This is a genomic window from Agaricicola taiwanensis (assembly GCF_014635245.1).
Taxonomy (GTDB): Bacteria; Pseudomonadota; Alphaproteobacteria; order Rhizobiales; family Methylopilaceae; genus Agaricicola; species Agaricicola taiwanensis.
Genome location: NZ_BMCP01000001.1, coordinates 561,087 through 585,179, shown reverse-complemented (window position 1 = coordinate 585,179; position 24,093 = coordinate 561,087). Strand labels below are relative to the sequence as shown.

Genomic DNA, 24,093 nt, shown 5'->3' with positions numbered 1-24,093 from the left:
AGCAATTTGTCTGCTTGGAACATACGTACTTATGAGTTTAGCATCATGGGATGCGGCGAAAGCCTGCGCGTGCTCGCGCCTTTCACGACGCACGAAGCAAGGCGACCCCGTTAGCGCGTAACATCGAGCTGCCAGGGAGTTCCATATGCTGACCTTCACTGCAAGCATCCGACGCAATCTGATCGCCACCACCGCGGCAGCTCTGCTGGCCACGGCCAGTCCCGCCGCCATGGCGGCCACCCCGCCCGATACTCTTGTCCTTGCCTGGGCCATCGACGACATCATCACGCTCGACCCTGCGGAATCCTTCGAAATCAGCGCCGGCGAAATCATGGGAAATACCTATGACCGCCTGGTGCGCTTCGAGGTTGACGATCCGTCCAAGCTCTATGGCGACATCGCCGAAAGCTGGACCGTCTCCGACGACGGCAAGCTCTATACCTTCAAGCTCAAGAGCGGCCTCAAGTTCGCCTCCGGCAATCCCATCACCGCCGATGACGTGGTCTATTCGCTGCAACGGGCGGTGAAGCTCGACAAGACGCCCGCCTTCATTCTCACGCAGTTCGGTCTGTCCAAGGACAATGTGGCCGAGAAGATCAAGAAGGTGGACGACACGACCGTGACGCTGGAGACGGACAAGGCCTATGCCCCGACCTTCGTGCTGAACTGCCTGACCGCCAATGTCGCCGCCATCGTCGATATGAAGCTCCTGGAGGAACACGCCAAGGACGGCGACATGGGCTATGGCTGGCTCAAGACCAATTATGCCGGATCGGGCCCGCTGAAGATCCGCGACTGGCGCGCCAATGAAATCCTCGCCATGGAGCGCAACGAGAACTACGCCGGCGAAAAATCGAAGATGGCGCGCGTGATCTATCGGCACGTGAAGGAAAGCGCCACGCAGCGCCTGCTGCTGGAGAAGGGCGACGTCGATGTGGCCCGCAATCTGGAGCCCGGTGATCTTGAGGCCATATCCAAGAACGACGACATCACCATCACCTCGACGCCCAAGGGCACCATCTACTACGTCAGCCTGAACCAGAAGAACCCGACGCTGGCCAAGCCCGAGGTGCGGGAGGCGATGAAGTATCTCGTCGACTACGGCGCCATCGGCGCCACCCTCATCAAAGGCATCGGTGAGATCCACCAGACCTTCCTGCCCAAGGGCCTGCTCGGCGCATCCGACGAAAAGCCCTACAAATTCGATGTCGCGAAAGCCAAGGAGCTGCTTGCCAAGGCGGGGCTGCCCGACGGGTTCTCCATCACCATGGATGTCCGCAATACCCAACCGGTGACCGGCATTGCCGAGAACATGCAGCAAACCCTCGCGCAGGCCGGCATCAAGCTGGAGATCATCCCGGGCGACGGCAAGCAGACGCTGACCAAATATCGCGCCCGCAACCATGACCTCTACATCGGCCAATGGGGCGCGGATTACTGGGACCCGCACACCAACGCCGACACCTTCGCGCGCAACCCGGACAATTCGGACGAGGCGACATCGAAGCCGCTGGCCTGGCGCAACGCCTGGGACATCCCCGAGATCACCAAGAAGGCGGACGCCGCCGTTCTTGAGCGGGATGCGGAAAAGCGCGCCGCCCTGTATCGCGAGCTGCAGCAGGATCTTCTGAAGGAAAGCCCCTTCATCATCATCTACCAGATGATCGAGACCGCCGGCGTCCGCAAGAACGTCAGCGATTTCAAGCTCGGTCCCACATCGGATTCAACCTACACCTTCCGCGCCTCCAAGAGCTGAGGCGCGGATGGCCCAGACGGCAGTCGATCCTCAAGGCGGGCGCTCCGGCACCCGCCGCATCCTTCCTGTGCTCGCGTCGATCGCGCGCTTCGTCGTGATCGTCGCCCTGACCCTGCTCGGCCTCCTGGCCGTCACCTTCTTCATCGGGCGCGTCATTCCGGTCGATCCGGTGCTCGCCATCGTCGGCGACCGGGCTCCGGAACATGTCATCGAACGCACCCGCGAGGAGCTCGGCCTCAACAGGCCGATCTACGAGCAGTTCGTGATCTATGTCGGCAAGGTGCTGCAAGGCGACTTCGGCACCTCGGTGCTGACCGCCAATCCCGTCATGACGGACATCCGCCGCGTGTTCCCGGCAACGCTGGAGCTTGCCACCCTCGGCACGCTGATCGGCAGCCTCATCGGCATTCCCCTCGGCGTCTTCGCAGCGGTGCGGCGCGGCGGGCTTCTCGACCAGATCGTGCGGATCATCGGCCTCGTCGGCTATTCGGTGCCCATCTTCTGGCTGGGACTCATGGCGCTGGTGGTGTTCTACGCGCGCCTGGGCTGGGTCGCGGGGCCCGGCCGCATCGACATCGTCTATGAATATACGCTTTCCCCCGTCACCGGCATTCTGCTGCTGGACACCGCCATGCAGGGGCAATGGGACGCCTTCTGGAACGCCCTCAGCCATCTCATCCTGCCGGCGTCGCTGCTCGGCTATTTTTCCCTCGCCTACATCAGCCGCATGACGCGCTCCTTCATGCTGAACGAGCTGAGCCAAGAATATGTGGTGGCGGCACGGGCAAAAGGATTGTCCGAGGCCCGCATCATCTGGCGCCACGCCCTGCGCAACGCGCTGGTGCCGCTCGTCACGGTCATCGCCCTCTCCTATGCCGGCCTCCTGGAAGGCTCCGTGCTGACGGAAACCGTCTTCGCCTGGCCCGGCCTCGGCCTCTACATCACCAACTCACTGCAGAATGCCGACATGAATGCCGTTCTCGGCGGCACCGTGGTGATCGGAGCCGTCTTCATCGGCCTCAATCTCCTGTCGGACCTGCTCTACGGCCTGCTCGACCCACGCACGAGGCGCTCATGAGTGACACGACCTGGCGTCAATGGCTTTTGACCGAACGCCCGCAGTCGCGGTCGCAGGCACGCCTCGGACGAACCTATCAGGCCTGGCGGAGGCTGGCCGACAACCGCCTCGCGCTCCTCGGGCTCACCATCATCATCGGCCTTCTCGTCGTGGCCGGTTTCGCCGACGTGCTCGCCACGCAGTCTCCCATTGTCGGTGACCTGCGCGAGGCGCGGCTGCTGCCGCCCAGCGCCGAGCACTGGTTCGGCACCGACGATCAGGGACGCGACATCTATTCCCGCGTGGTCCATGGCTCACGGCTGACGCTCTTCGTGGTGATCCTCGTCGCGGTCATCGCCGCGCCGGTGGGGCTCCTGATCGGCACCGTTGCCGGCTACGCGGGCGGCTGGGTCGATGCGGTGCTGATGCGGATCACCGATATCTTCCTCGCCTTCCCGCGCCTCATCCTGGCACTGGCCTTTGTCGCGGCATTGGGACCCGGCATCGAGAATGCCGTGATCGCCATCGCGATAACTTCATGGCCGCCCTATGCGCGCATTGCGCGGGCCGAGACACTGACCGTGCGCCATTCCGATTACATCAACGCCATCCGCCTGATGGGCGCCTCCCCCACCCGCATCGTCGCGCGTCACATCATGCCGATGTGCGTCTCCTCGGTGATCGTGCGCGTTACGCTCGACATGGCGGGCATCATTCTCACCGCCGCCGGACTGGGCTTTCTGGGCCTTGGTGCGCAGCCCCCGCTGCCGGAGTGGGGCGCCATGATCGCCTCCGGCCGGCGCTTCGTGCTCGACCAATGGTGGGTGGCAGCGGCGCCCGGCATGGCCATCTTCCTCGTCAGCCTCGGCTTCAACCTTCTGGGCGATGGCTTGCGCGACGCGCTCGATCCGAAGGCAGGTGGACGATGAGCACGCTGTTGGAAGTGGAGAATCTTCGCGTCCGCTTTCCTACCCGGGACGGCTTCTTCGATGCGGTACGCGGCATATCGTTCACGGTCGGCCAGGAGCGGGTGGGCATTGTCGGCGAATCCGGCTCCGGCAAATCGCAGACGGGGCGCGCGATCCTGGGACTGACCCCGCCCAATGCGATCGTCACCGCCGACAGGCTCAGCTTCGACGGCGTCAATCTTCGCAGCGCCGACGCGCGCACCCGGCGGACCCTGCGGGGCGGACGCATCGCCATGGTGCTGCAGGACCCGAAGTTCTCGCTTAATCCGGTAATGACCATCGGCCGGCAGATCATGGAGACACTGCGGGCGCATATGAAGGTGTCGCGCAGCTTCGCCCGCATGCGCACGCTGGATATGCTGCAGGCGGTCCAGATCCGCGACCCGGAACGTGTGTTCGATCTTTATCCGCATGAGGTCTCCGGCGGCATGGGCCAGCGCGCCATGATCGCCATGATGCTGATCGCCGACCCTGATCTCCTGATCGCCGATGAGCCCACCTCGGCGCTCGATGTCACGGTGCAATTGCAGGTGCTGGGAATCCTGGACCAGCTGGTGGTCAACCGGGGAATGGGGATCATCTTCATCAGCCACGACCTGCGCCTGGTTTCCTCGTTCTGCGACCGCGTGCTCGTGATGTATGGCGGCAGGATCGTGGAGGAGATCGCGGCCAACCGCCTGACCAAGGCGAAGCATCCCTACACGCAGGGGCTGCTCGGATGTCTGCCCCGCATGAGCGGCAGCCCACATCCTCTCGCGGTGCTCGACCGGAAACAGGAGTGGCTGGATTGACCGCCGTTCTCTCCATCAAGGAGCTCACCGTCAGCTTCGACGGCTACAAGGCCATCGACCGCATCTGGTTCGATGTCTTCGCGGGGCAATCCTTCGGGCTCGTCGGTGAATCCGGCTCGGGCAAATCAACGGTGCTGCGTGCGATCTGCGGCCTTGCCCCCATCACCGACGGCACGATCTCGATCGACGGCGCGCCGGTGCGGGTGCCGCGCGGCAAGGACTTTCACAGGAAGGTCCAGATGGTGTTCCAGGATCCCTACGGGTCATTGCATCCGCGCCATTCGGTGGACCGCATCCTGTCAGAACCCCTGGCCATTCATGGTGTCCGCGATGCCGAGCGCCGCGTGCTCCGGGCGCTCGATGAGGTCGGGCTCGGAAACGGCTTCCGCTTCCGCTATCCGCATCAGCTTTCCGGCGGCCAGCGCCAGCGGGTGGCGATCGCCCGCGCGCTGATCCTGGAGCCGAAGATCCTCCTGCTTGACGAACCCACCTCGGCGCTCGATGCCTCGGTCCAGGCGGAGGTGCTCAATCTCCTGGAAGAGATCCGGCGGGCGCATAAGCTCACCTTCGTCCTCGTCAGCCATGATCTCGCGGTAATCGCGCATATGTGCGACCGGCTGATGATCATGCGGCGCGGACAGTCGGTCGAACTGGTGGAGGCGAGCGCCCTTGCCTCAGGCACCGTGGGGAGCAGTTACGCCCGCAGCCTCATGGTGGCAAGCGAGGGTTTCCGGCGCGGACGCAAGCCCTCGGAGGTCGTTTCCGATCGCAGACATCAGCCTCAGAGCTGATCCTGCAGATCCCATTTGCGGTCGATCTCCGGGAGCGCCAGCCGCTTGGTCGCCTGGCGTACGTGGAATCGCGCCGCTTCCTCGGCGGCGGCGGGATCTCCGGCTTCGATCGCCTCCAGGATCTTGCGGTGCTCGTCCTGTGCCTGATGCCGAAGGGACGTCACGCTGGCCGAATGTTTGCGGCCCGCCTCCACGCTTGATCGGATGTTCTGGTCCAGAAAATCCCACAGATCGGCGAACATGGGATTGCCGGTTGCCTTCATGATGGCACGATGGAAATCCTGATCGTGAGGCTGCGCGCTGTTCTGGCTGGCGATGGCCTCATCCAGCGCCTCAAAGCTGCGCCACAGCTTCTGCAGGCTTTCCTGATTGCGATAGGTCGCCGCCAGCCGCGCGGCGTTCCCCTCGATCGCCTCGCGAAGCTCGAAGGTATAGGTGAGCGTGACGGCATCGCGATCCTTATACCGGTCGAGGCGGAAGGCGCGCTGACTGCCGCGCTTTGACACGAATGATCCCGCACCCTGCACCGATTCAATCAGCCCATCGTGCTTCAGACGCGACAGGGCCTCCCGGATCACACCCAGGCTCACGCCGAAGTCCCTGGCCAGCACCGTGGTGGAGGGCAGCCGGTCGCCGGGGGCGAACTCCCCATTGGCGATCCGGTCGCGCAGGATCTCCGCGGTCCGGTCGGTCAGGGACAATGCGCGTTCGAGCATCAGCGGCGTATCTCCAGAATTTTTCCGAATAACATCGGTCCTTTGTTTCGCTGCGCAGCAATATATCAGCGGCCTGTAAACCTGCCTACTTGAAGCTCTTCACGCCTCCGGCTGCGGCGCGGCCGTTCGCGCGGTCGCCTCCTTCAAGGCGCGACGCCATTTGAAGATCGGTGGCAGCACCAGAACCGCCAAGATCAGCACCCAGAGGATCTGGGATGTCACGCTGGAGAAGAAATAGGTGACGTCACCATTGGAGGTGGCGAGGCCATTGCGCAGGTTGGTTTCGAGGATCTTTCCGAGCACGAAGCCCAGCATGATGGGCGCAACGCCGAAGCCGGTGGCACGCAGGATGAAGCCGACCACGCCGATGGCCAGCATGAGCATCATGCTGAGCACGCTCAGAAACACCGAGTAGACGCCGATGAAGCCGAGCGCCAGGATCGTGGGCATGAGGATCCAGTTCGGCACCGATACCATGCGCACGAAGAGGCCGATCATCGGCAGGTTCATGATGAGAAGGATGACGTTGCCGACATACATCGACGCGATCAGCGCGCCGACGAGGTCAGGCTGCGTGATGAAGATCTGCGGGCCAGGCTGGACATTATAGAGCAGCAGGGCGCCAAGCATGACGGCTGTTGTCGCCGAGCCGGGCACGCCAAGCGTCAGCATCGGCGCGAAGGACCCGCCAGCCGAGCCGTTGTTGGCCGCTTCGGGGCCCGCAACCCCCCGGATGTCACCATGGCCGAAGGTTCCGTTCCGATCGCCCAGCTGCTTCTCGATGGAGTAGGACAGCATGCTGGCGATGGTCGATCCGGCTCCCGGCAGGATGCCGGCAATGAAGCCGATAAATGATCCCCTGAGGGTCGGCCCGACGCAGGCCTTCGCTTCGTCGGCGGAAATCGATATGCGGCCCTCGTAGGCGATCGGGGCCTGCATCCGCTTCTCGTCCGATGCCAGCACCAGCAGGATCTCGGCGATCGCGAAAAGGCCGATGATGAAGGCGACCATATCGATGCCCTCGTAAAGCTGCGGCTCATTGAAGGTGAAGCGATAGGCACCGGTGGTAGGATCGAGCCCGACGGTGGCGAGCAGGCTGCCGAGGGCACAGCCGAGGATGGCCTTGACGGGCTGTTCGCCGGCAAAGGAGGTCAGCGTCGAGAAGGCAAAAAGGATCAGGACGAAATATTCGGCAGGCCCGAACCTGATGGCCAGCTTCGCCAGCATGGGCGCAAAGGCAGTCAATCCGATGACGGCGAGGATGCCGCCGACAAAGGATGTGATGGCGCTGATGGCCAGCGCATCTTTCGCCCGGCCCTTGCGCGCCATGGGATAGCCGTCGAAGGCGGTGACTACGGCGCCGGTGTCACCAGGCACATTGACGAGGATCGAGGTGATGCGGCCGCCGTAATCGCAACCGTAATAGATGGCCGCGAGGAGAATGAGCGTGCTGTCGACCGGGACGTTCGAGGTATAGGCGATGGGCAGAAGCAGCGCGATCGCCGTGACCGGCCCGAGGGCGGGCAGCGCGCCCACCAACGTCCCCACGAAACAGCCGACGACGGCGTAGAGCAGGTTTTCGAAGCGAAAGGCAATCTCGAAGCCTTGCCAGAGGTAGTCCAGGGACATCGATCAAAAACCCAGCAAAGGATTGGGTGGAAGCGCTATGCCGAAGATCTTCGTGAACGCCAGCCACAGGACGATGGCGTTCAAGACGCCCACGATGCACGCCTTGAACATGCTGGCGCCGAAGAGCCAGGAGGTCACCGAGCAGAGGAGGAAGATGGACAGCCTGAAGCCGGCGAACGGGAACAGCGCGGCGCTGATGACGCAGACCGCCACCAGGCCGAAGCTGCGGTAGGCGGACGGGCTAACGGCGACGGTTTGAAGCGACGGCCTGGCCAGAAGCCAGAGCGCGCAAAGCGCGCAGACAATGGCAAGAGCCAGGGGGAAGGCCCTGGGGCCAAGAGGGTCGGACGAAAAACTATATTCGATGCCGAAGCTGCCGATCGCGACCGCCGCTGCGACCATCAGGATCACAACCCCGAGGATGCGATCGACGCGCATATCCGATCCCATTGCGTTCCTCCGTTTTGAAGAGCAGGCCGCCCGGTCTGCGAGAGACCGGGCTTGAGGCCCAAGGTCAGAGACCGGCCTCTTTCGCCAGGGTCTTGAAGTTCTCGATATTCTTCTTCAGGAGCTCGTCGAAGGCGGGGCCGATGGCGACCAGCTGGAAAAGACCGCGCCGGTCTCGTTCAGCCGCGAATTCCGGCGTCTCGACCAGTTTGCGCAAGGCCTCGACCCACCACTGATACTCGGCATCGGTGATCTTCGGACCGGCGTAGAACCCGCGCCAGATCGGCCATGTCACGTCCACGCCCTCCTCCTCGGCCGTTGGGACATCCGCAAGGGTGCCGGGCAGCCGCTCATCGGCCAGAACCGAGATCACCTTTACAAGGCCTGCCTGCACATTGGGGCCAAGCTCGGCGGCATCGCCGAAATAGACATCGATGTGGCCGCCGGCGACCGAGGTCGCCGCGGCGGCGCCACCGTTCTGGGTCACGAAACGCAGCTTCTTGGGATCAACACCTGCCTCACGCGCGATCAAGGCTGCCTTCATCCAATCCTGACTGCCGATGGTGCCGGCCCCGCCGATCACCACGCTGGCAGGATCCTGCTTCAGGGCCGCCATCAGATCGCTGAGGTTCTTGATGGGCGATTCCGGCGCCACGGCCACCGCGCCATAGTCCGATGCGATCGCGCCGATCCAGCGCACGTTGGTCTCGTCATAGCGGCCGAACTTCTTCTGGGACAGGAGAAGCGCGGTGCCCAGCGACGCCGGCACGACGAGGCCTGGCTCCGCCGAACGCACGCCGATGACGTGATTGAATACGGTCGCGCCCGCGCCGCCTTCCATGTAGTTCACCGACATACGGCTGGAGATCAGCCCTGTCTTCAGAAGCGTCTCGGAAAGAAGGCGGCAGCTGAGATCGAAACCACTGCCCGGCTTGCCACCGGCGAGGCATTCGGTCCGTGCCGGCGCTTCCCCGGTCTGAGCGGCAGCGGCGGTGATGCCGGCCAGCAGGCCCGTTGCACAAAACGCCGCATAGATTGTCTTCTTGATCATACTGTCCTCCGAAGTCCGGTTTCTTGTTGTCCGATAAGCGGTGCCGGCGATCACGCCCACCGCGCTTCCATTTCATTGAGTTCCGGTTCACCCATCAGTTCATTGATTTCCTCGAACGAGGCCAGAAGATCCTGCCGATCCGGCACGGCATCGGATTTCACCATGTCGAGGAAAGCCGTCATGCCGTTCATCATCCCCCGAAGGGCCGATGCCGTCAGGAGGCGTGGGTAGGTCACCTGCGCAACGCCCAATGCCTTCAGCTCTTTCGGGTGCATCAACGGCGTCGTGCTGCGCGAGCGGATGCCGAAGCCCATGTTCACCGCCAGCGGCTTGCTGACGCTGGCAGCGACCTTCTCGATGCCTTCCCGCGAGGTGAGCGCATCGGCCATGACCACGTCGGCGCCGGCCTCCGCGTAAAGGCCCAGGCGGTCGATCACTTCGTTGATGCCGTGGGTGGCCATGGAATCGGTGCGGGCCTTGATCTGGAAGTCCTGGTCGCGCCGCGCATCGGTAGCCGCCTTGATCTTCTGGACCATTTCTTCGGCGGGAATAACCTTCTTGCCCTTCATGTGGCCGCAGCGTTTGGGCCAGACCTGATCTTCCAGCGCGATCATGGCGAGGCCCGCGTCCTCAAAGCCTCGCACAGTGAAGTAGACGTTGACGGCATTTCCATAGCCGGTGTCGGCGTCGCCCTGCAGCAGGAGGTCGGTGCAATCGGCGAGATTGCGGCAGGCGCGGACCACTTCTTCATAGCCCATGATGCCGCGATCGGGGCGGCCCAGTCTGCTTTCGGAAATGCCGGAGCCGCCGATGACCCCGGTCTTGAACCCCATCTTCTCGGCCAGATGGGCGCTGAAGCCGTCATAGACACCCGGCGACATGATCAGATCGCCCTGCTGCATCAATTCCTTCAGGCGCCGTCCCTTGCTCTTCGTCATCAGCACTGACCCTCGAGTACCATAAAAATCTCTATGGTCATCGACTTATCTGATAACTTTACAAGCAGTCAAGGGGACGGAGCCCGCGGATTACTCCGCGGGCAATGGGGCGCCTTCCGCAAAAGAGCTTTGGCCGTGCTGCGTCAGCGGGCGGTTGCGGCCAAGTGCGCGAACCAGAACGTAGAACACGGGCGTGAGGAACAGGCCGAAGAAGGTGGCGCCGATCATGCCGAAGAAGACGGCGACGCCCATGGCGATGCGCATCTCCGCGCCCGCCCCAGTGGAGAGCACCAGCGGCAGCACGCCCATGATGAAGGCGAGCGAGGTCATGAGGATCGGCCGCAGGCGCAACCCGCTTGCCTCCACCGCCGCCTGGACCGGCGTCTTGCCCTCAAACTCCAGCTCACGGGCAAATTCGACGATCAGGATCGCGTTCTTGGCGGACAGGCCGACAAGGACGATGAGGCCGATCTGGGTGAAGACGTTGTTGTCCCCACCTGTGAGCCAGACGCCGAAGAGCGCGGCCAGGATGCCCATGGGCACGATGAGGAGAATGGCGATCGGCAGCGCCAGACTTTCATACTGAGCCGCCAGCACCAGGAACACCAGGAAGATCGCCAGCGGGAAGATGATGAGCGAGGAATTGCCGGCGATGATCTGCTGGTAGGTGAGCTCGGTCCATTCGAAGGCAAAACCCTGCGGCAGGGTCTCGGCCGCGATGCGCTCCACCGCCGCCTGCGCCTGATCGGTGGAGAAGCCGGGTGCGGCGCCGCCGTTGACGTCGGAGGAGAGAAAGCCGTTGTAGCGCATGGCGCGCTCGGGGCCCGCACTGTTGGAGATGTTGAGCACGGCCGAGAGCGGGATCATATCGCCATTGGAGGACCGCACTTTCAGGTTGCCGATATCATCGGCGCGGGCGCGGTAGGCCGCGTCGGCCTGGACGCGCACCGAATAGGTTCGGCCGAAGGCGTTGAAGTCGTTCACGTAAAGAGAGCCAAGGTAGATCTGCATGGTGTCGAAGACATCCTTGACCGCGACGCCGAGCTGGCGCGCCTTGACCCGGTCAATGTCCGCATAGAGCTGCGGCACATTGATTTGGAAGGAGGAGAACAGGCCGGCCACCTCCGGCGCCTGAGCCGCCTTGGCCAGGAAGGCCTTGGTCGCCTGGTCCAGCGCCTCATAGCCGAGGCCTGCCCGGTCTTCGATCTGCAGCTTGAAGCCTCCGATAGTGCCAAGCCCCTGGACGGGTGGCGGCGGGAAGATGGCGATGAAGGCATCCTCGATGCCGGCGAAGGACTGGTTGAGCGAGAGCGCGATGGCATTGCCGCTGAGGTCGGCGGTCTTGCGCTCCTCGAAGGCTTTGAGGCCGACGAACACGATGCCGGCGTTGGAGCTGTTGGTGAAGCCGTTGATGGAAAGACCCGGGAACGCGATGGCGTTGTCGACACCGGGCTGAGCGAGCGTGATGTCGCTCATGCGGCGGATCACCTCTTCGGTGCGGTCGAGCGTGGCACCATCCGGCAGTTGGGCAAAGCCCACGAGGTATTGCTTGTCCTGGCCCGGCACGAAGCCGCCCGGCACGGTCCGGAACAGGAGCGCCGTCGCGCCGATCAGCACGAGGTAGATCACCATCATCAGCGTCTTGCGGCCGAGAAGCCTGGAGACGCCGCCGCCATAGACGCTGGAGCCACGGGCAAACACTCGGTTGAAGCCGCGGAACAGCCAGCCGAGAAGCTTGTCGAGGATGCGTGTCAGGCGATCCTTCGGTGCATCGTGGCCGCGCAGCAGCATGGCCGCCAATGCCGGCGACAGCGTTAGCGAGTTGATGGCCGAGATCACGGTCGAAATAGCAATCGTCAGTGCAAACTGCCGATAGAACTGCCCGCTCAGCCCGCTGATGAAGGCGAGCGGCACGAAGACGGCCACCAGCACCAGGGCGATGGCGATGATCGGGCCCGCCACTTCGCGCATGGCGCGATAGGTCGCCTGCCGGGGCTCAAGGCCGTTCTCGATGTTGCGCTCGACGTTCTCCACCACCACGATGGCGTCATCGACCACGATGCCGATGGCGAGCACCAGACCGAACAGACTGAGCGCGTTGATGGAGAAGCCGAAGAGATACATCACCGCGAAGGTGCCGACGATGGAAACCGGCACGGCCAGAAGCGGGATGATCGACGCGCGCCAGGTCTGCAGGAACAGCACGACCACGATCACGACCAGAACCACCGCCTCCAGCAGCGTATGGACCACGGCCTCGATGGAGGCGCGGACGAACTGCGTGGTGTCATAGACGATGTCGTATTCGATGCCTTCAGGCATATTGCCTTGGATCTCCTCCATGACCTCGCGGACGTTGTCGGAAATCTCGATGGCGTTGGAGCCGGGCGCCTGGAAGACCGGAATGGCGACGGCCGGCTTGTTGTTGAGAAGCGAGCGCAGCGCGTAGTCGGCCGCTCCCATCTCGATGCGTGCCACATCGCGCAGGTGCACGACCTCGCCGTTGGAGCCGGACTTGACGATGATCTCGCCGAACTCCTCCTCGCTGGTAAGGCGACCCTGCGCGTTGATCGACAGCTGGAGATCCAGCCCCGAAATGCCCGGGGACGCACCGACCACGCCGGCGGCCGCCTGCACGTTCTGCGCCCGGATCTCATTGACGATATCTGTGGCGGAGAGGCCGTGCTCGGCGACCTTCTGGGGATCGAGCCAGACGCGCATGGAATAATCGCCCGAGCCGAAGATCTGCACATCGCCCACGCCGTCGATGCGCGCCAGCCGGTCCTTGACGTTCAGAACGCCATAGTTGCGCAGATAGGTGACGTCGTAGCGGTCGTTCGGCGACTTCAGATGGACCACCATCATCAGGTCGGGCGAACTCTTGACGGTGGTAATGCCCAGCTGGCGCACCTCTTCCGGGAGGCGTGGCTCGGCCCGCGAGACCCTGTTCTGGATCAGCTGCTGAGCCTGATCGGGATCGAAGCCGAGGCGAAAGGTGACGGTGAGGGTCATCTGACCATCGGTCGTGCCCTGACTGCTCATATAGAGCATGCCTTCAACGCCGTTGATGGCCTCCTCGATCGGTGTCGCCACCGTCTCGGCGATCACCTTGGGATTGGCGCCGGGGTATTGCGCGCGCACGACCACCTGAGGCGGCACAACCTCGGGGTATTCCGAAATGGGCATGGCGAACATCGACAGGAGACCTGCCAGGAATATCAGCACCGACAGCACGCCGGCAAAGATCGGACGGTCGATGAAGAATTTGGAGAGGTTCATGGCAGGTCCCTATCGATGGGATTGGCGCTCAGCGAGCGACGACGTCGTTGTTGGCGGTGGCGGTCTTTTCCGAACCGCCCTCCATGGCGACCATCTGCGGATCGACCACCGTACCCGGCCTGACGCGGTGGAGGCCGTTGACCACGATGCGTTCGCCCGCCTTCAAACCTGACGTCACGACGCGAAGGCCATCGTTGACACGGCCGAGCCGGACCTCGCGGTAGGCCGCCTTGTTGTCCGGTTCCACCACGATGACGAAGCGCTTGTCCTGGTCCGTGCCGATGGCACGCTCGGAGACAGCGACGGCCTGTTCCGACCTGATCTGGCCAAGGTGCACGCGGGCGAACTGGCCGGCCATGAGAAGACCGTCGGGATTGTCGAAAACGGCACGCATGCGGACCGTGCCGCTGCTGACATCCACCTGATTGTCGACGAACTGAAGGTGGCCGGGGATCCGCTCCCCTCCTTGGTTGATGGTGGAGATCTCGACCGGAATGTCCTCGACTTCAGCCCGCTTGTTGGCTTCCGCGGAAAGAGAGGCCAGCGCCTTCGCCACCACCTGCTCGTCGGCATTGAAGGAGACATAGATCGGGTCCACCGACACCAGCGTGGTCAGCACAGGCGCGCCGGGTCCGGCAGCAACCAGATTGCCGACGGTAACCTCAAGCCTGCCGACACGACCGGATACAGGGGCGCGGATCGCGGTGTAATCGAGGTTGAGCTGGGCGGTGCGAAGGGCCGCCTTTGCCGCATCGAGGTTCGCCCGCGCCTCGTTGAAGGCATTGGCGCGCTGATCGAGCTCACTGACGGAGACCACGCGGGAGGTGACGAGTTGCTTGCCTCGATCAAGCTCCGTCTTGGCCAGTTCCAGCCGCGCCTCGGCGGCCGTGACGGCGGCCTGCTGGCGCTCAACCTCGGCGGCATAGGGTTCCGGATCGATGGTGACGAGCAGATCACCCTGGCGAACAAGGGCGCCCTCGCGGAAGTGCGCGGCAAGCACGGCTCCCGCTACACGCGAGCGCACATCAACGCGCTCGACCGCCTCCAGGCGGCCGGAAAATTCGTCCCAGGCCTTGATTTCCCTTGAAGTTACGGAAGCAACGGAGACGGGTGTCGCCGCCGGCGCGGCCGCTGGATCCTGCGCGTTTGCTGTTTGTTCGGGGAAACCAAAATAGGCTGCTGCGACAGCAGCGGAGAGAGCAATGGCGGCTGCGGCCTTGACGTACCGGCGATGCTTGCGATGTTGAGGATTGCTCATGAGTCCCGTGTCCCAACGACATTTGTAACGAGCATTACAAATGTGGGTCTGGTCGCACGGCGTCAAGTGACTTATATAACGATTAGCAAAAAAGTCTGGAGGACACCAGATGGGAATGGGCCGCCCGCGCGAGTTTGATGTGAAAAATGCGCTCGACCGCGCTATGGAAGTATTCTGGTCGAAGGGCTATGACGGCGCCTCCATGGCCGAGCTGACGAAGGCCATGGGCATCAACTCCCCGAGCCTCTACGCCTGCTTCGGCAGCAAGGAAGGGCTCTTCAAGGCCGTCCTCGACCGCTACGCCGAACTTCGGATCCAGTTTCTGGACGACGCCCTGGCGGAACCCACCGCACGACAGGCAGCCTCGACGCTTCTGTCATCAGCGGCACGCCTTTATGCCGAAGAGAACGATTATCGCGGCTGCCTGCTTGTGCAGGGCGGCCTGACCTGCGGCTGCACCACAATCCCGGAAGAACTGGCCAAGCGACGGGAACGCGTGGAGCTGGCGCTTCGTGACCGCTTCGCCCGAGCTCTGTCCGAAGGCGACCTCGGTGCCGATGCCAACCCAGCGTCGGCTGCCCGCTATGTGGTTTCGGTGCTGATCGGCATGGGCGTTCAGGCAACCGCCGGCGCAAGCCGCAGCGATCTGCAGGAGATCGCTGATCTCGCCATGCAGGCTTTTCCCGCCACCGCCAAGGCGGAAGCCGCGGCCTCCGCCTAAAGAGCAGCCTCCCTGCACTCACAGGGTCATCTGCACCTCTAGGGAAACTGTCTTGGTCGTGCCGGCGAGACCACGAGATCTGATTTGGGGATTGCCTCGCCGCGTATGAGACGCTGCATGTTCCGAAAGGCGTGCTGTGCTATTGGCGCGACATTGTCGAGCACGTTACCGGCGACATGAGGCGTCAGCACAACACTATCCATCGCGACCAATTTGCTGGAGGCCGGTAAGGGCTCAGGATCGAACGCATCGAGCCCCGCCGCCAGCAAGTGCCCCGAATTGAGCGCTTGGACCAAGGCATCCTCGTCCACCACATCGCCGCGCGCGCAATTCACCAGCACTGACCCGCGCTTCATCAGAGCCAGCGATCGGCCGTTGATGACATGATGGCTGGGCGCGCCGCCGGGACAATGCAGGCTCAGGACATCGCTCTGGCCCATCAAATCGTCGAAGCTGACGTAGCTGGCCTTCAGCCTTTCCTCCTCCGAAGTCGGCGCGCGATAGGGATCATGGTAGATGATGTCCACCTCGAATCCCTGCAGCCGCTGGGCGACGTTGCGGCCGATGTTGCCGAAACCGAGAATGCCAACCGTCTTCCCTGACAGCTTGCGGCACAGGGGGCGCAGTTCGGTATTGCGCCAGTTCGCCTCACGCACCGATCTATCTGCCATCGGCAAGCGACGCAGGGCGGCCAATATCAGCATCACGGCATGCTCGGCGACCGGCACGGCGTTGGAGCCCGCCGTTATGGCCACGGGGACACCCTGACGCTCCGCGCCTGCGAGATCGATCCTGTCGACCCCGATACCCCATTTGTGCACCAGTCGAAGCTTCGGCGATTCCTTGAGCAGTTCTTCCGTGACTGCGGTCGTGCCCATCAGGGCGAAGTCGGCCCCGCAGATCAGGGGATAGGCCTTCTCGCTTGTGTCAGTCGAGAAACACAGATCAAACTCGGGAGGGACGACGCTTTTAATGATTTCCTGGGCTTCGGGTCCGAATGCGCGGCCGACAACAGCGACGGTATATTTGCGGCCTAGACTGTTCTCGGACATCTTGAACTCCTGTGATTGGTAAGTTCCCGCACCGAGCCCGCCGTGGTGTACGACGCCGCGATCCACGTCTGTGCTGGAGATCGTTTGACCGTCGGCAATGTGGGGGCTGCCGACGGATTGGAGGGGATGACCCACAAGGAGCCCGGCCCTAGAAGTTTACGTCGGCTGAGCCCTGACAAGTCATTTTGCACCAGCCAGTTCTGCAAACTTGGCGCGGAAGCTTTCCATTTCCTCCTCGACCTTCGGAGTCCACTTGTAGACTGCCACACGGTCGGCATTCTCCGCGCCGGCAACGACATTGGAATAATGGCGCGGCACCTCGTCGACCACGGATGGAAGATAGGGCGTCAGCCCGGCCTTGCCGACCGCGACCTGCCCTTCGGGGCTGGTCAGGAAATTGACCAGGAGCTTGCCGCCGTTCGGGCTTGAGCCTCCCTTCATCACCGCCATCTCACGCAGCAGGACGGGGGTGCCATCCTCAGGATAAACAATTCCAAGCACCTCGCGCGTGGCATCGTCCGGCAGGGGGAGAAGCGCTTCGGGAAGCATATAGCCAACGACGTATTCGCCGGTCAGCAGTTTGTTGATGGCAGCTCCGGTAGTCTGCTCAAAACGCAGCTCGGGAGCGAGTACGGCTTCGTTCTTCCAGAATTTGTCTTCACCAAAATGCTCCTTGAGGGTCCAGTAGACCGAATAGGAGAATGGCGAAACCTGGGGGTTATAGCTGGCTATCTTGTCCTTGAAGATGTCCGGCTGTGCTTTCAACTTTGCTACGAGATCGGCAGTCCCTTTAGGCCAGAGGTCCTCAGGCACGACCAGTTTGTTATAGACGATAACCTGATTGTCGGTGGACAAGGTGTATCGCCCTGTCTTGGTACGAGTGAATTCGGGCAGATCGGCGATGTTTTGTGCTTCGAACGGCACAATCTGGCCGTTCTTCTCGAACTCGTCCCATTGATCCGGCCCGACGGCGAGAACCACGTCCGCGGTTTTCGTACCTGAGGCCGACTCGGCCCGGTATTTTTCAAATGTCTCGGCGTGACTGCCTGTGCGGCCCGGCTGCACTTTAACGTTCGGGTACTTTTCATTGAATGCGTCGAGGATTACTTCCCAGTTCTCCGGCGACAGTGTCGTGTATGCCAAGACAGGGCCCTCCGACCCTGCCGCCTTCTCTATCGCAGCCCAGTCTTCTTCCGCCGAGGCACCGGCGCACAGCATCAGGGCTGCTGCGCATGTCACTACGGTATGTTGAATAGCTTTCTTGACCTGCGGCACGATCTCCATGTCTTCCTCCGGTTTTTTTGTTCTCCTTCCTGTGCTGACGATCCGCTCCCAGCCGCCTGCACGGAAGATCTTTCAACCCATTGGGCAGATTTTATCGAAGCAGTTTCACAACTCGTGCCGATGGTCACAACCAATCTTTTTCACCGCATACGCCAGAAAATCTGAACTGATCAGCCTCATTTGCGCAGCGCTTCGGTGGTTGTACTATGCCCCATTCGCGGGGCATCCTGGGCCAATGCAATAAGCAGGAAGGCCCAGTGGGTATTCTCCTAAACCGTACCGACGTATTCCGGCGATCAGTTTTCGGCCGGGGCATAAGGCACCGCTTTGCGGGTCGCTTCGGCGATTGCTCGCGCAGATCGCGTCTGCTTCTCCTCCAGCACGTGGCCGACCAACCCGGCCGTACGCGACACGAGAGCAACTCCACGCGCTATGTCGGCCTCGATTCCAATTTCGAGCAGGAGTGCGGCGATCGCGCCTGTCGCATTGATCGTCATGTGCCGGCCGCGCTGTCGATCGAACTCCTCACCAAAGGCAAGAAGCGCGGCGACATATTTGCCTGATCTCCCCGCCTCCTCGGCGACTTTGAGCAGGGCCGGGCTGCGCGGGTCGTCAGGTTTATGCCGGGCATGGCCAAAGCCGTGGATCGGCGCCTTGCGGGCGACATGGTCGGCGACAACGGCGCTGATGTGCGCGTCGCGATCATCGGCTGCGACGGCCTCGACCAGCATCTGTGCGCATCCCTCCATCGAACCGGCGTAAATGCCGCCAACGGTGAGCAGCCCGCCCGCGATGGCCGATTGCATCTGATCCGGCACGGCGTCCGCGATCAGGCGTGTCGCGATGGCGCCCGGGGTGAAACCATGTTCCGCCAGTGTCACGAGGCAGGCATCAAGCACCCGCATGTCGGACTTATCGGGACGACGACCCGTGAAAAGGAGATAGATCATCTCGGTAAAGCCGATACCGCCGATCAGATCTGCGACCAGATCATTGCCGCGAATGGTGATCGAGGTTTCGTCCGATGTGGCAATGGATGTCGTGGTCATTTTTCCTCCGCGAACACGATGGCGCTCTTGCGTGCAAAGCCGATGCGCTGCCTTCCCTCCAACGAGAGGATGCCGGATTCAAATCGAATCCGATTGTCACCAAGCCGGGCGTGGTACACGCAGCGTGCCCCGAGGAAGTCGCGCTCGACAATCTCGACCTCCGCCTCGTTGTCGGCGCTTTCACCGCTGCCCAGCGGACGGATATCTTCGGGCCGAACGGCGACCACCACGTCCGTGTTGCCCGGCACGTGGGTGTCGACGGCGAAGCGTATGCCGCCGCTGCCCGAGACCTCTCCATTGCCGTTCAGGTGACCGTTGACGAAATTGGCAGAGCCGACAAAGTCGGCAACGAAGGCGGTAGCTGGGCTGCGATAGACCTCAAGCGGTGTGCCGACCTGCATCAGGCGCCCTCCCGAAATGACAGCAACACGGTCTGACATGGTCAGCGCCTCGGATTGATCGTGGGTGACGAAAATAGTCGTCACCTTGAGCCGCCGTTGGAGTTCCTTGATCCAGGTCCGTGCGCGCTCGCGCAGCTTCGCGTCGACGTTGGACAGCGGCTCGTCGAGCAGGAGAACGACGGGCTCGTACACCAAGGTCCGGGCGAGCGCCACGCGTTGTTGCTGACCGCCGGACAGTTCATGCGGATAGCGGTTCCCGTAAGCCGACATTTCGACCAGGTCGAGATATTCCTCCGCCTTCCGCCGTTGTTCTTCCTTCGGGATTTTTCGGATAACCAGCGGCAGAGCGATGTTCTGGGCAACGGTCATGTGCGGCCATAACGCATAACTTTGCAGGACCAGTCCGAGGTTGCGCCGTTCGGCCGGCACGAAGCGGCCGGCCGCTGCATCGGCGACGACCCGGCCGCCGATCTCGATGCGGCCTCCCGTCGGGTGGTCCAGGCCGGCAATGAGGCCGAGCGTCGTGGACTTGCCGCAGCCGGATGGGCCAAGCAGCGACAGGAATTCCCCGTCAGCAACGTCGAGGTTCAGATCATCAAGCGCGCGGAAAGCGCCATAACGCCGCGAAACCCCTGCGAGCCTTAGATCAGCCATGGATCGAAACTCCTGTTATCCGGCGTAGAAGCAACACGAACAGGACCGTGAGCACGAGCTGGATCGTGGCCAGCGCACAGGCGGGGCCGGTCTGACCCGACACGAACATCTGCAGCATGGTTGTGCCCAAGACTTCGCTTCCGGGCGCGACCAGGAAGAGGCCCGTCGAGTAGTCCTTGAGAAAATAGACGAACAGCAATGCGTAGCTCGATATCATGGCCGGAACCAGCAGCGGCATGACCACTTTACGCTGCGTCAGCCACCAGTCGGCGCCAACCGATCTGGCGGACCGGTCGAGCTGCGGGTCGATCTTCAGGATCGCTGTTGCCACTGCACCATAGCCGAGCGGGATGTAACGCATCGCGAAGGCGATCATCAGGATCACGATCGTCTGGCGCAGGGCGCCGAGCGGCGGAATGAGAGTGGTGACATAGTAAATGCCGATGCCGGCGATCATTCCAGGCACCGCGCGCGGCAGAAGCGAGATCATGTCGAGCTCGCGCCCAAACCGAAATTTGGAACGGTGAACGACCAGCGCCAGCATGGTGACGATGAAGGTGACCACAGCCCCGCCAATCGTCGAGATGAGCATGGAATTGATGACGGAGCGACGATAGGTCTCCGTGTTCCAGACCGTGAGGAAATTGTCGATCGTTATGACCCTTGTGAAGGGGACGAGCGGCGTCAGCAGCTTGGCGAAGGCATAGGCCACGACGCCCGCCAGCGGCAGCAGGACGAATAGGACTGCATAGGCGGCGACCAGACCAGTCGCCACCCAGCGCCAGGGGCCGAGCGAGAATTGCCTTGGCCGCTGCGCCTTGCCGCCCACGGTGACAAAGCGCTGTGGGTTTCTGAGGATGACGCGTTGCAGCGCCACCAGGACCAGAACCAGCACGACGAGCAGTGTCGCCGCGGCGGCGACAAGTCCATAGTCGGGCGTGGCGACCGACTTGGAGCGCTCGTAGATGTACGACATCAACAACTCGATCCTTGCCGGTCGACCAAAGATGAGTGGGATCGACACGACTTCGAGCATCATCACGAAATTCAGAATACCGGACACGAGAAGCGCCGGGGTGAGAAGCGGCAGCGTGATGCGCCGGAAGATCTGGGCCGGACGCAGTCCTGCCGCGCGGGCCGAATCTTCCAGGGTGGGATCGGAGGATCGCAGGGAGCCAAGGCAATAAAGATAGGCGATGGGCGCCTGCGTCACGGCCGCGACCAGCGCCATGCCGGGAATCGTGTAGAGCGACCAGAACTCCGTGCCCAGATGCTGCTTCCATATGGTGGTGAAGTAGCCGGCGGGACCATAGACGATGGACCAGCCCGTGGTGATGACCAGGTGTGAAATAAAGACCGGCCAAAGGACCAGATTTCCAAGCAGCCCGCGCAATCCCATATTCGTGCGGCCGACCAGGACCGCAAGGGTGGCGCCGATGCCCTGCGCCAGCACGGTACCAATGCAAGCAAAGAGCATCGAGTTCGCCAGCGCTCTGCCAAATGCCGGGTCGTTCAGCAGGCGGACGAAATTGCCGATCGTGGTGTGCCGGTCGGCCTTGTAGAGCGCCTCCGAAGAAACGGCCTGCATCAACAAGGGGACGATCGGGGCAAGGATCAGGAACACCACAACGACCGCAACGGCCCATTGGATGGCGCCTTCAGGGCGCCACCACCAGCGGTTCAGTGCGGCTGGTGGAGCGGCCAGTCGGGCGGTTGCTGATGTTTGTCCCTGAGCCGACGTCAAAGCCTATTTCCTCAACCCGATTTTCCCGACCAGGGCGTCGCCATCGGCTGTCACGGCGCGGAGCTCGCCGGGATCGACGCTGATCTCCACTACGTCGTTTGGGATCACCGGCCCACGGAATCGCACGTCTATCTCGCCATTGTAGAAGAAGTCCTTGCCCCATTTCTCGCAAGCCATGTCGACGGCATAACCGGACACCATGAGACCATGGGCAAGTGTCCCGCGGAAGCCGCGCTTGACCGCATAATCATGATCGTAGTGAATGATGTCGTTATCGCCATTGATGACGCCGTAGCGATCGATCATCTCCTGAGTAATCGGGTATTTGCGCTTCATTGAAAGACCCTCAGTTTGGGAAGGTTGACGTATTGACTGCCTCGGCAATCTTCATGCCGTTGTCCGCGCGATGGAAGACGGCGGAATACTTAATGTAGTTGCGCCCCTTCTTCGTGAACTTGTCTTCGACCCTGCCGGTGCCGACAACCTCAGTTTCCTCATCGGCCCAGATCGGGCTGAACGAGCGCAGGACATTTCCTGCCATGATGCCGCCCTGGGCCGGCGGATAGCGCCGGTAAAAGACGGACATCAGATAGACGAACAGAACAGACGGTAAGGCCGCGCGGCGGCCATCGACCTCGATGCCGCGGGGATCGCTTTCCACCGATCTGGCATATTCCGCGATGATGTCCGGGGTAATGGTAAATCGCGTTTCCGGCAATTCCGCACCGATCTCGAAGTCGGAAAACTTGCTGCCGGGGAGGTCTCCCTCGCGGGGTTTGATGTCGCTGGGTCTCGTCATTCCTGTGACTCCTGTTTCACGGCATTTGTCTGGAGAAGTTCGTCGATGTGCGCATCGGAGTAGCCGCACACATCGCGCAAGATCTCGCGGCTGTGCTGGCCAAGCCCCGGCGGATAGGTCAGAGGCTCGCTGCCCTGATACTTGAACGGACTGCCGAGGAAGCGGCTGGACTTGCCAGATTGTACGGCAGCAACCTCCTCAACCATGTTGCGCATCACCGCCACCGGCTGCTGGACGGCTTCGGCCACGTTCTGGACCAGTGCGGCAGGCACACGTTCGTCAAAGAAGCGCTTGGTCCAGGTCGCGGCCGGCTGCGTCTCAAAGATCGCGCCGAGGATTTTGGAAAGCTCCATCCCGTTCTGGATTCGGGCGGATCGGGTCGCGTAGGCCGGATCGGTAACCAGGTCCGGGCGATCGATGATCTGGCAGAACTTGCGCCAGAAATTATCGCCGGTCGGAGAGATGGCCAGGAACCGGCCGTCGCCGCAACGGTAGGTTTCGCTTGGCGCCAGGACCGGATTGCGCGACCCGCGGGCGACAGGAATCTCCCCCGAGGCGAAATAGTTCTGCGCCTGCCACGTCAACAACGCGACCTGGCAGTCGAGAAGGGAAATCTGGATTTTGCGCCCTTGCCCGTCGCGGGCTGCGGCGGCAAGCGTGGAGGTGAGGGCCAGGGCGAGGTAAAGCCCGCCTGAGAGATCTCCGATCTGATATCCCACTCGGACAGGATCGCCGCCTTCAGGACCGGTGATGCTCATTACGCCGCCCATAGCCTGGACGATCAGGTCATAGGCCGGCGCGCTGGAATACTCTCCCTCGTCGTGCAGGCCGATGAGCTCGGCCACGCAAATGCGCTGATTGATTTTTTTCAAACTGTCATGGTCGATGCCTAGCCGCTTCGGAACGTCCGGCGCAAAGCCGTACATGACCGCGTCCGCCTTTTCGACCAGGCGGTGAAAGGCCTCGCGTCCGCCCGTCGATTTCAGGTCGAGGGCGATGGATTTCTTGCCGCGATTCACCGACAGGAAATAGGCTGAATCGCCGTTGATCCAATGGGGCGGGACGGAGCGCGAGAGATCACCATCAAGCGTTTCGATCTTGATGACTTCTGCGCCAAGCTGCGCCAGCAACTGGCCTGCGAACGGGCCGCCGAGCACCCATGTCAGATCAAGAATTCGCAAGCCACTCAGCAACAGGCTTCCTCCCTAACATTCTGGCGCACCGTTGAAGTGCGCATTTTTTCGAAACGTAGGGCGGCGGCGGCGGCAATGACAATTTCGAAATGAGCATGCATAGGACAGCTTTTTCGAACCGAACTTGTGTAGCGGAAGCATGGCACCGCGGCTCGTTCTGATCGATTAAAGCCGTTTCCTCGCTTTCAACCGCGCTTGCCCGAAGCGTGTGTCGAAGGCGATCGGGATCTAAGGGGTCGCTGGGCATGTAGACATTGATCCACTTCATTGTAGCAGTCAGCAGGGGTCTTTGCACCGGACACTGCCTGCGCAATCAAGACATCTGCCCAATTGATGCATTATTATTGGGTCTTTCGATTGACGCGGTCGATAATTTCACTATCGTATGGGCTCATACCATATGGCTGGCGAACAGGGAGGTGTCGATGCTTGATGAATTGCTTACCGACACAGCCTATCGGCGCCGCGCCGCGGCCAAGCTTCCAGTGCGGGCACTCGGGGCCCGCCGCATGGCC

Annotated in this window: 21 protein-coding genes; 6 read left to right on the top strand and 15 right to left on the bottom strand. The window is 62.3% G+C overall.

Annotated features, from left to right (window positions below; genetic code table 11):
• Positions 1 to 145: 145 nt before the first annotated feature.
• The 5 genes from IEV58_RS02755 to IEV58_RS02735 are packed head-to-tail and all read left to right on the top strand — an operon-like array spanning position 146 to position 5,363.
• Positions 146 to 1,756, top strand: coding sequence for an ABC transporter substrate-binding protein (locus tag IEV58_RS02755; RefSeq protein ID WP_188408163.1), 1,611 nt, complete (start codon positions 146 to 148; stop codon positions 1,754 to 1,756).
• Between the two features lie 7 nt (positions 1,757 to 1,763).
• Entirely contained in the window at positions 1,764 to 2,834 is a 1,071-nt protein-coding gene (locus IEV58_RS02750) for an ABC transporter permease (protein ID WP_188408162.1), read from the top strand.
• Positions 2,831 to 3,742, top strand: coding sequence for a nickel transporter permease (nikC, locus tag IEV58_RS02745; protein WP_188408161.1), 912 nt, complete (start codon positions 2,831 to 2,833; stop codon positions 3,740 to 3,742). Before IEV58_RS02750 ends, nikC begins: the two co-directional genes overlap by 4 nt.
• Positions 3,739 to 4,572 (top strand): ABC transporter ATP-binding protein, encoded by an 834-nt coding sequence (locus IEV58_RS02740; RefSeq protein WP_188408160.1) that lies wholly within the window; start codon positions 3,739 to 3,741, stop codon positions 4,570 to 4,572. Before nikC ends, IEV58_RS02740 begins: the two co-directional genes overlap by 4 nt.
• Complete coding sequence (locus IEV58_RS02735; RefSeq protein ID WP_188409057.1) at positions 4,569 to 5,363, top strand: ABC transporter ATP-binding protein; 795 nt, start codon at positions 4,569 to 4,571, stop codon at positions 5,361 to 5,363. The genes IEV58_RS02740 and IEV58_RS02735 overlap by 4 nt, the downstream gene beginning before the upstream one ends.
• Here IEV58_RS02735 and IEV58_RS02730 read toward each other — a convergent pair.
• From IEV58_RS02730 to IEV58_RS02700, 7 genes are all read right to left on the bottom strand, one after another.
• On the bottom strand, positions 5,354 to 6,079 hold the full coding sequence (locus tag IEV58_RS02730; protein ID WP_188408159.1) for a FadR/GntR family transcriptional regulator: 726 nt from the start codon (positions 6,077 to 6,079) through the stop codon (positions 5,354 to 5,356). The genes IEV58_RS02735 and IEV58_RS02730 overlap by 10 nt on opposite strands.
• A 99-nt stretch (positions 6,080 to 6,178) precedes the next feature.
• Complete coding sequence (locus tag IEV58_RS02725; RefSeq protein WP_188408158.1) at positions 6,179 to 7,708, bottom strand: tripartite tricarboxylate transporter permease; 1,530 nt, start codon at positions 7,706 to 7,708, stop codon at positions 6,179 to 6,181.
• A gap of 3 nt (positions 7,709 to 7,711) precedes the next feature.
• Entirely contained in the window at positions 7,712 to 8,158 is a 447-nt protein-coding gene (locus IEV58_RS02720; protein ID WP_188408157.1) for a tripartite tricarboxylate transporter TctB family protein, read from the bottom strand.
• A gap of 64 nt (positions 8,159 to 8,222) precedes the next feature.
• Positions 8,223 to 9,206, bottom strand: a complete 984-nt coding sequence (locus IEV58_RS02715; RefSeq protein WP_188408156.1) for a Bug family tripartite tricarboxylate transporter substrate binding protein — start codon at positions 9,204 to 9,206, stop codon at positions 8,223 to 8,225.
• 50 nt (positions 9,207 to 9,256) lie between these two features.
• Entirely contained in the window at positions 9,257 to 10,144 is an 888-nt protein-coding gene (locus tag IEV58_RS02710; RefSeq protein ID WP_188408155.1) for an isocitrate lyase/PEP mutase family protein, read from the bottom strand.
• Between the two features lie 90 nt (positions 10,145 to 10,234).
• Positions 10,235 to 13,423 carry an efflux RND transporter permease subunit gene (locus IEV58_RS02705; protein WP_188408154.1) on the bottom strand — a complete coding sequence of 1,063 codons (3,189 nt, stop codon included), beginning with the start codon at positions 13,421 to 13,423 and terminating at the stop codon, positions 10,235 to 10,237.
• Positions 13,424 to 13,451: 28 nt separating this feature from the next.
• A complete protein-coding gene (locus IEV58_RS02700) occupies positions 13,452 to 14,681 on the bottom strand; it encodes an efflux RND transporter periplasmic adaptor subunit (RefSeq protein ID WP_188408153.1) in 1,230 nt (409 codons plus the stop codon).
• Positions 14,682 to 14,790: 109 nt separating this feature from the next.
• Here IEV58_RS02700 and IEV58_RS02695 point away from each other — a divergent pair, with 109 nt between their 5' ends.
• Complete coding sequence (locus IEV58_RS02695; RefSeq protein WP_188408152.1) at positions 14,791 to 15,402, top strand: TetR/AcrR family transcriptional regulator; 612 nt, start codon at positions 14,791 to 14,793, stop codon at positions 15,400 to 15,402.
• A gap of 38 nt (positions 15,403 to 15,440) precedes the next feature.
• On the opposite strand, the gene IEV58_RS02690 is transcribed toward IEV58_RS02695, so the two are convergent.
• The 8 genes from IEV58_RS02690 to IEV58_RS02655 all read right to left on the bottom strand — a co-directional run bounded on the left by IEV58_RS02690 (position 15,441) and on the right by IEV58_RS02655 (position 23,578).
• Entirely contained in the window at positions 15,441 to 16,454 is a 1,014-nt protein-coding gene (locus IEV58_RS02690) for a 2-hydroxyacid dehydrogenase (protein ID WP_188408151.1), read from the bottom strand.
• 180 nt (positions 16,455 to 16,634) lie between these two features.
• The gene (locus tag IEV58_RS02685) at positions 16,635 to 17,738 is read right to left on the bottom strand and encodes an ABC transporter substrate-binding protein (RefSeq protein WP_188408150.1); all 1,104 of its coding nucleotides are present in this window, start codon (positions 17,736 to 17,738) and stop codon (positions 16,635 to 16,637) included.
• 296 nt (positions 17,739 to 18,034) lie between these two features.
• On the bottom strand, positions 18,035 to 18,787 hold the full coding sequence (locus IEV58_RS02680; protein WP_188408149.1) for a citryl-CoA lyase: 753 nt from the start codon (positions 18,785 to 18,787) through the stop codon (positions 18,035 to 18,037).
• Positions 18,784 to 19,842, bottom strand: coding sequence for an ABC transporter ATP-binding protein (locus IEV58_RS02675; RefSeq protein ID WP_188408148.1), 1,059 nt, complete (start codon positions 19,840 to 19,842; stop codon positions 18,784 to 18,786). The genes IEV58_RS02680 and IEV58_RS02675 overlap by 4 nt, the downstream gene beginning before the upstream one ends.
• Positions 19,835 to 21,586: an ABC transporter permease gene (locus IEV58_RS02670; RefSeq protein WP_188408147.1), complete on the bottom strand. Its 1,752-nt coding sequence runs from the start codon at positions 21,584 to 21,586 to the stop codon at positions 19,835 to 19,837. The genes IEV58_RS02675 and IEV58_RS02670 overlap by 8 nt, the downstream gene beginning before the upstream one ends.
• A gap of 3 nt (positions 21,587 to 21,589) precedes the next feature.
• A complete protein-coding gene (locus tag IEV58_RS02665) occupies positions 21,590 to 21,922 on the bottom strand; it encodes a MaoC family dehydratase (RefSeq protein ID WP_188408146.1) in 333 nt (110 codons plus the stop codon).
• Between the two features lie 10 nt (positions 21,923 to 21,932).
• On the bottom strand, positions 21,933 to 22,385 hold the full coding sequence (locus IEV58_RS02660; protein WP_188408145.1) for a hypothetical protein: 453 nt from the start codon (positions 22,383 to 22,385) through the stop codon (positions 21,933 to 21,935).
• Positions 22,382 to 23,578, bottom strand: coding sequence for a CaiB/BaiF CoA transferase family protein (locus IEV58_RS02655; RefSeq protein ID WP_188408144.1), 1,197 nt, complete (start codon positions 23,576 to 23,578; stop codon positions 22,382 to 22,384). Before IEV58_RS02655 ends, IEV58_RS02660 begins: the two co-directional genes overlap by 4 nt.
• Positions 23,579 to 24,093 lie beyond the last annotated feature (515 nt).

What these genes read in the sequence shown, in the direction of transcription:
- IEV58_RS02755 (WP_188408163.1), top strand. Translation starts at nt 146, where the DNA reads ATGCTGACCTTCACTGCAAGCATCCGACGCAATCTGATCGCCACCACC.
- IEV58_RS02750 (WP_188408162.1), top strand. Translation starts at nt 1,764, where the DNA reads ATGGCCCAGACGGCAGTCGATCCTCAAGGCGGGCGCTCCGGCACCCGC.
- nikC (WP_188408161.1), top strand. Translation starts at nt 2,831, where the DNA reads ATGAGTGACACGACCTGGCGTCAATGGCTTTTGACCGAACGCCCGCAG.
- IEV58_RS02740 (WP_188408160.1), top strand. Translation starts at nt 3,739, where the DNA reads ATGAGCACGCTGTTGGAAGTGGAGAATCTTCGCGTCCGCTTTCCTACC.
- IEV58_RS02730 (WP_188408159.1), bottom strand. Translation starts at nt 6,079, where the DNA reads ATGCTCGAACGCGCATTGTCCCTGACCGACCGGACCGCGGAGATCCTG.
- IEV58_RS02725 (WP_188408158.1), bottom strand. Translation starts at nt 7,708, where the DNA reads ATGTCCCTGGACTACCTCTGGCAAGGCTTCGAGATTGCCTTTCGCTTC.
- IEV58_RS02720 (WP_188408157.1), bottom strand. Translation starts at nt 8,158, where the DNA reads ATGGGATCGGATATGCGCGTCGATCGCATCCTCGGGGTTGTGATCCTG.
- IEV58_RS02715 (WP_188408156.1), bottom strand. Translation starts at nt 9,206, where the DNA reads ATGATCAAGAAGACAATCTATGCGGCGTTTTGTGCAACGGGCCTGCTG.
- IEV58_RS02710 (WP_188408155.1), bottom strand. Translation starts at nt 10,144, where the DNA reads ATGACGAAGAGCAAGGGACGGCGCCTGAAGGAATTGATGCAGCAGGGC.
- IEV58_RS02705 (WP_188408154.1), bottom strand. Translation starts at nt 13,423, where the DNA reads ATGAACCTCTCCAAATTCTTCATCGACCGTCCGATCTTTGCCGGCGTG.
- IEV58_RS02700 (WP_188408153.1), bottom strand. Translation starts at nt 14,681, where the DNA reads ATGAGCAATCCTCAACATCGCAAGCATCGCCGGTACGTCAAGGCCGCA.
- IEV58_RS02695 (WP_188408152.1), top strand. Translation starts at nt 14,791, where the DNA reads ATGGGAATGGGCCGCCCGCGCGAGTTTGATGTGAAAAATGCGCTCGAC.
- IEV58_RS02690 (WP_188408151.1), bottom strand. Translation starts at nt 16,454, where the DNA reads ATGTCCGAGAACAGTCTAGGCCGCAAATATACCGTCGCTGTTGTCGGC.
- IEV58_RS02685 (WP_188408150.1), bottom strand. Translation starts at nt 17,738, where the DNA reads ATGGAGATCGTGCCGCAGGTCAAGAAAGCTATTCAACATACCGTAGTG.
- IEV58_RS02680 (WP_188408149.1), bottom strand. Translation starts at nt 18,787, where the DNA reads ATGACCACGACATCCATTGCCACATCGGACGAAACCTCGATCACCATT.
- IEV58_RS02675 (WP_188408148.1), bottom strand. Translation starts at nt 19,842, where the DNA reads ATGGCTGATCTAAGGCTCGCAGGGGTTTCGCGGCGTTATGGCGCTTTC.
- IEV58_RS02665 (WP_188408146.1), bottom strand. Translation starts at nt 21,922, where the DNA reads ATGAAGCGCAAATACCCGATTACTCAGGAGATGATCGATCGCTACGGC.
- IEV58_RS02660 (WP_188408145.1), bottom strand. Translation starts at nt 22,385, where the DNA reads ATGACGAGACCCAGCGACATCAAACCCCGCGAGGGAGACCTCCCCGGC.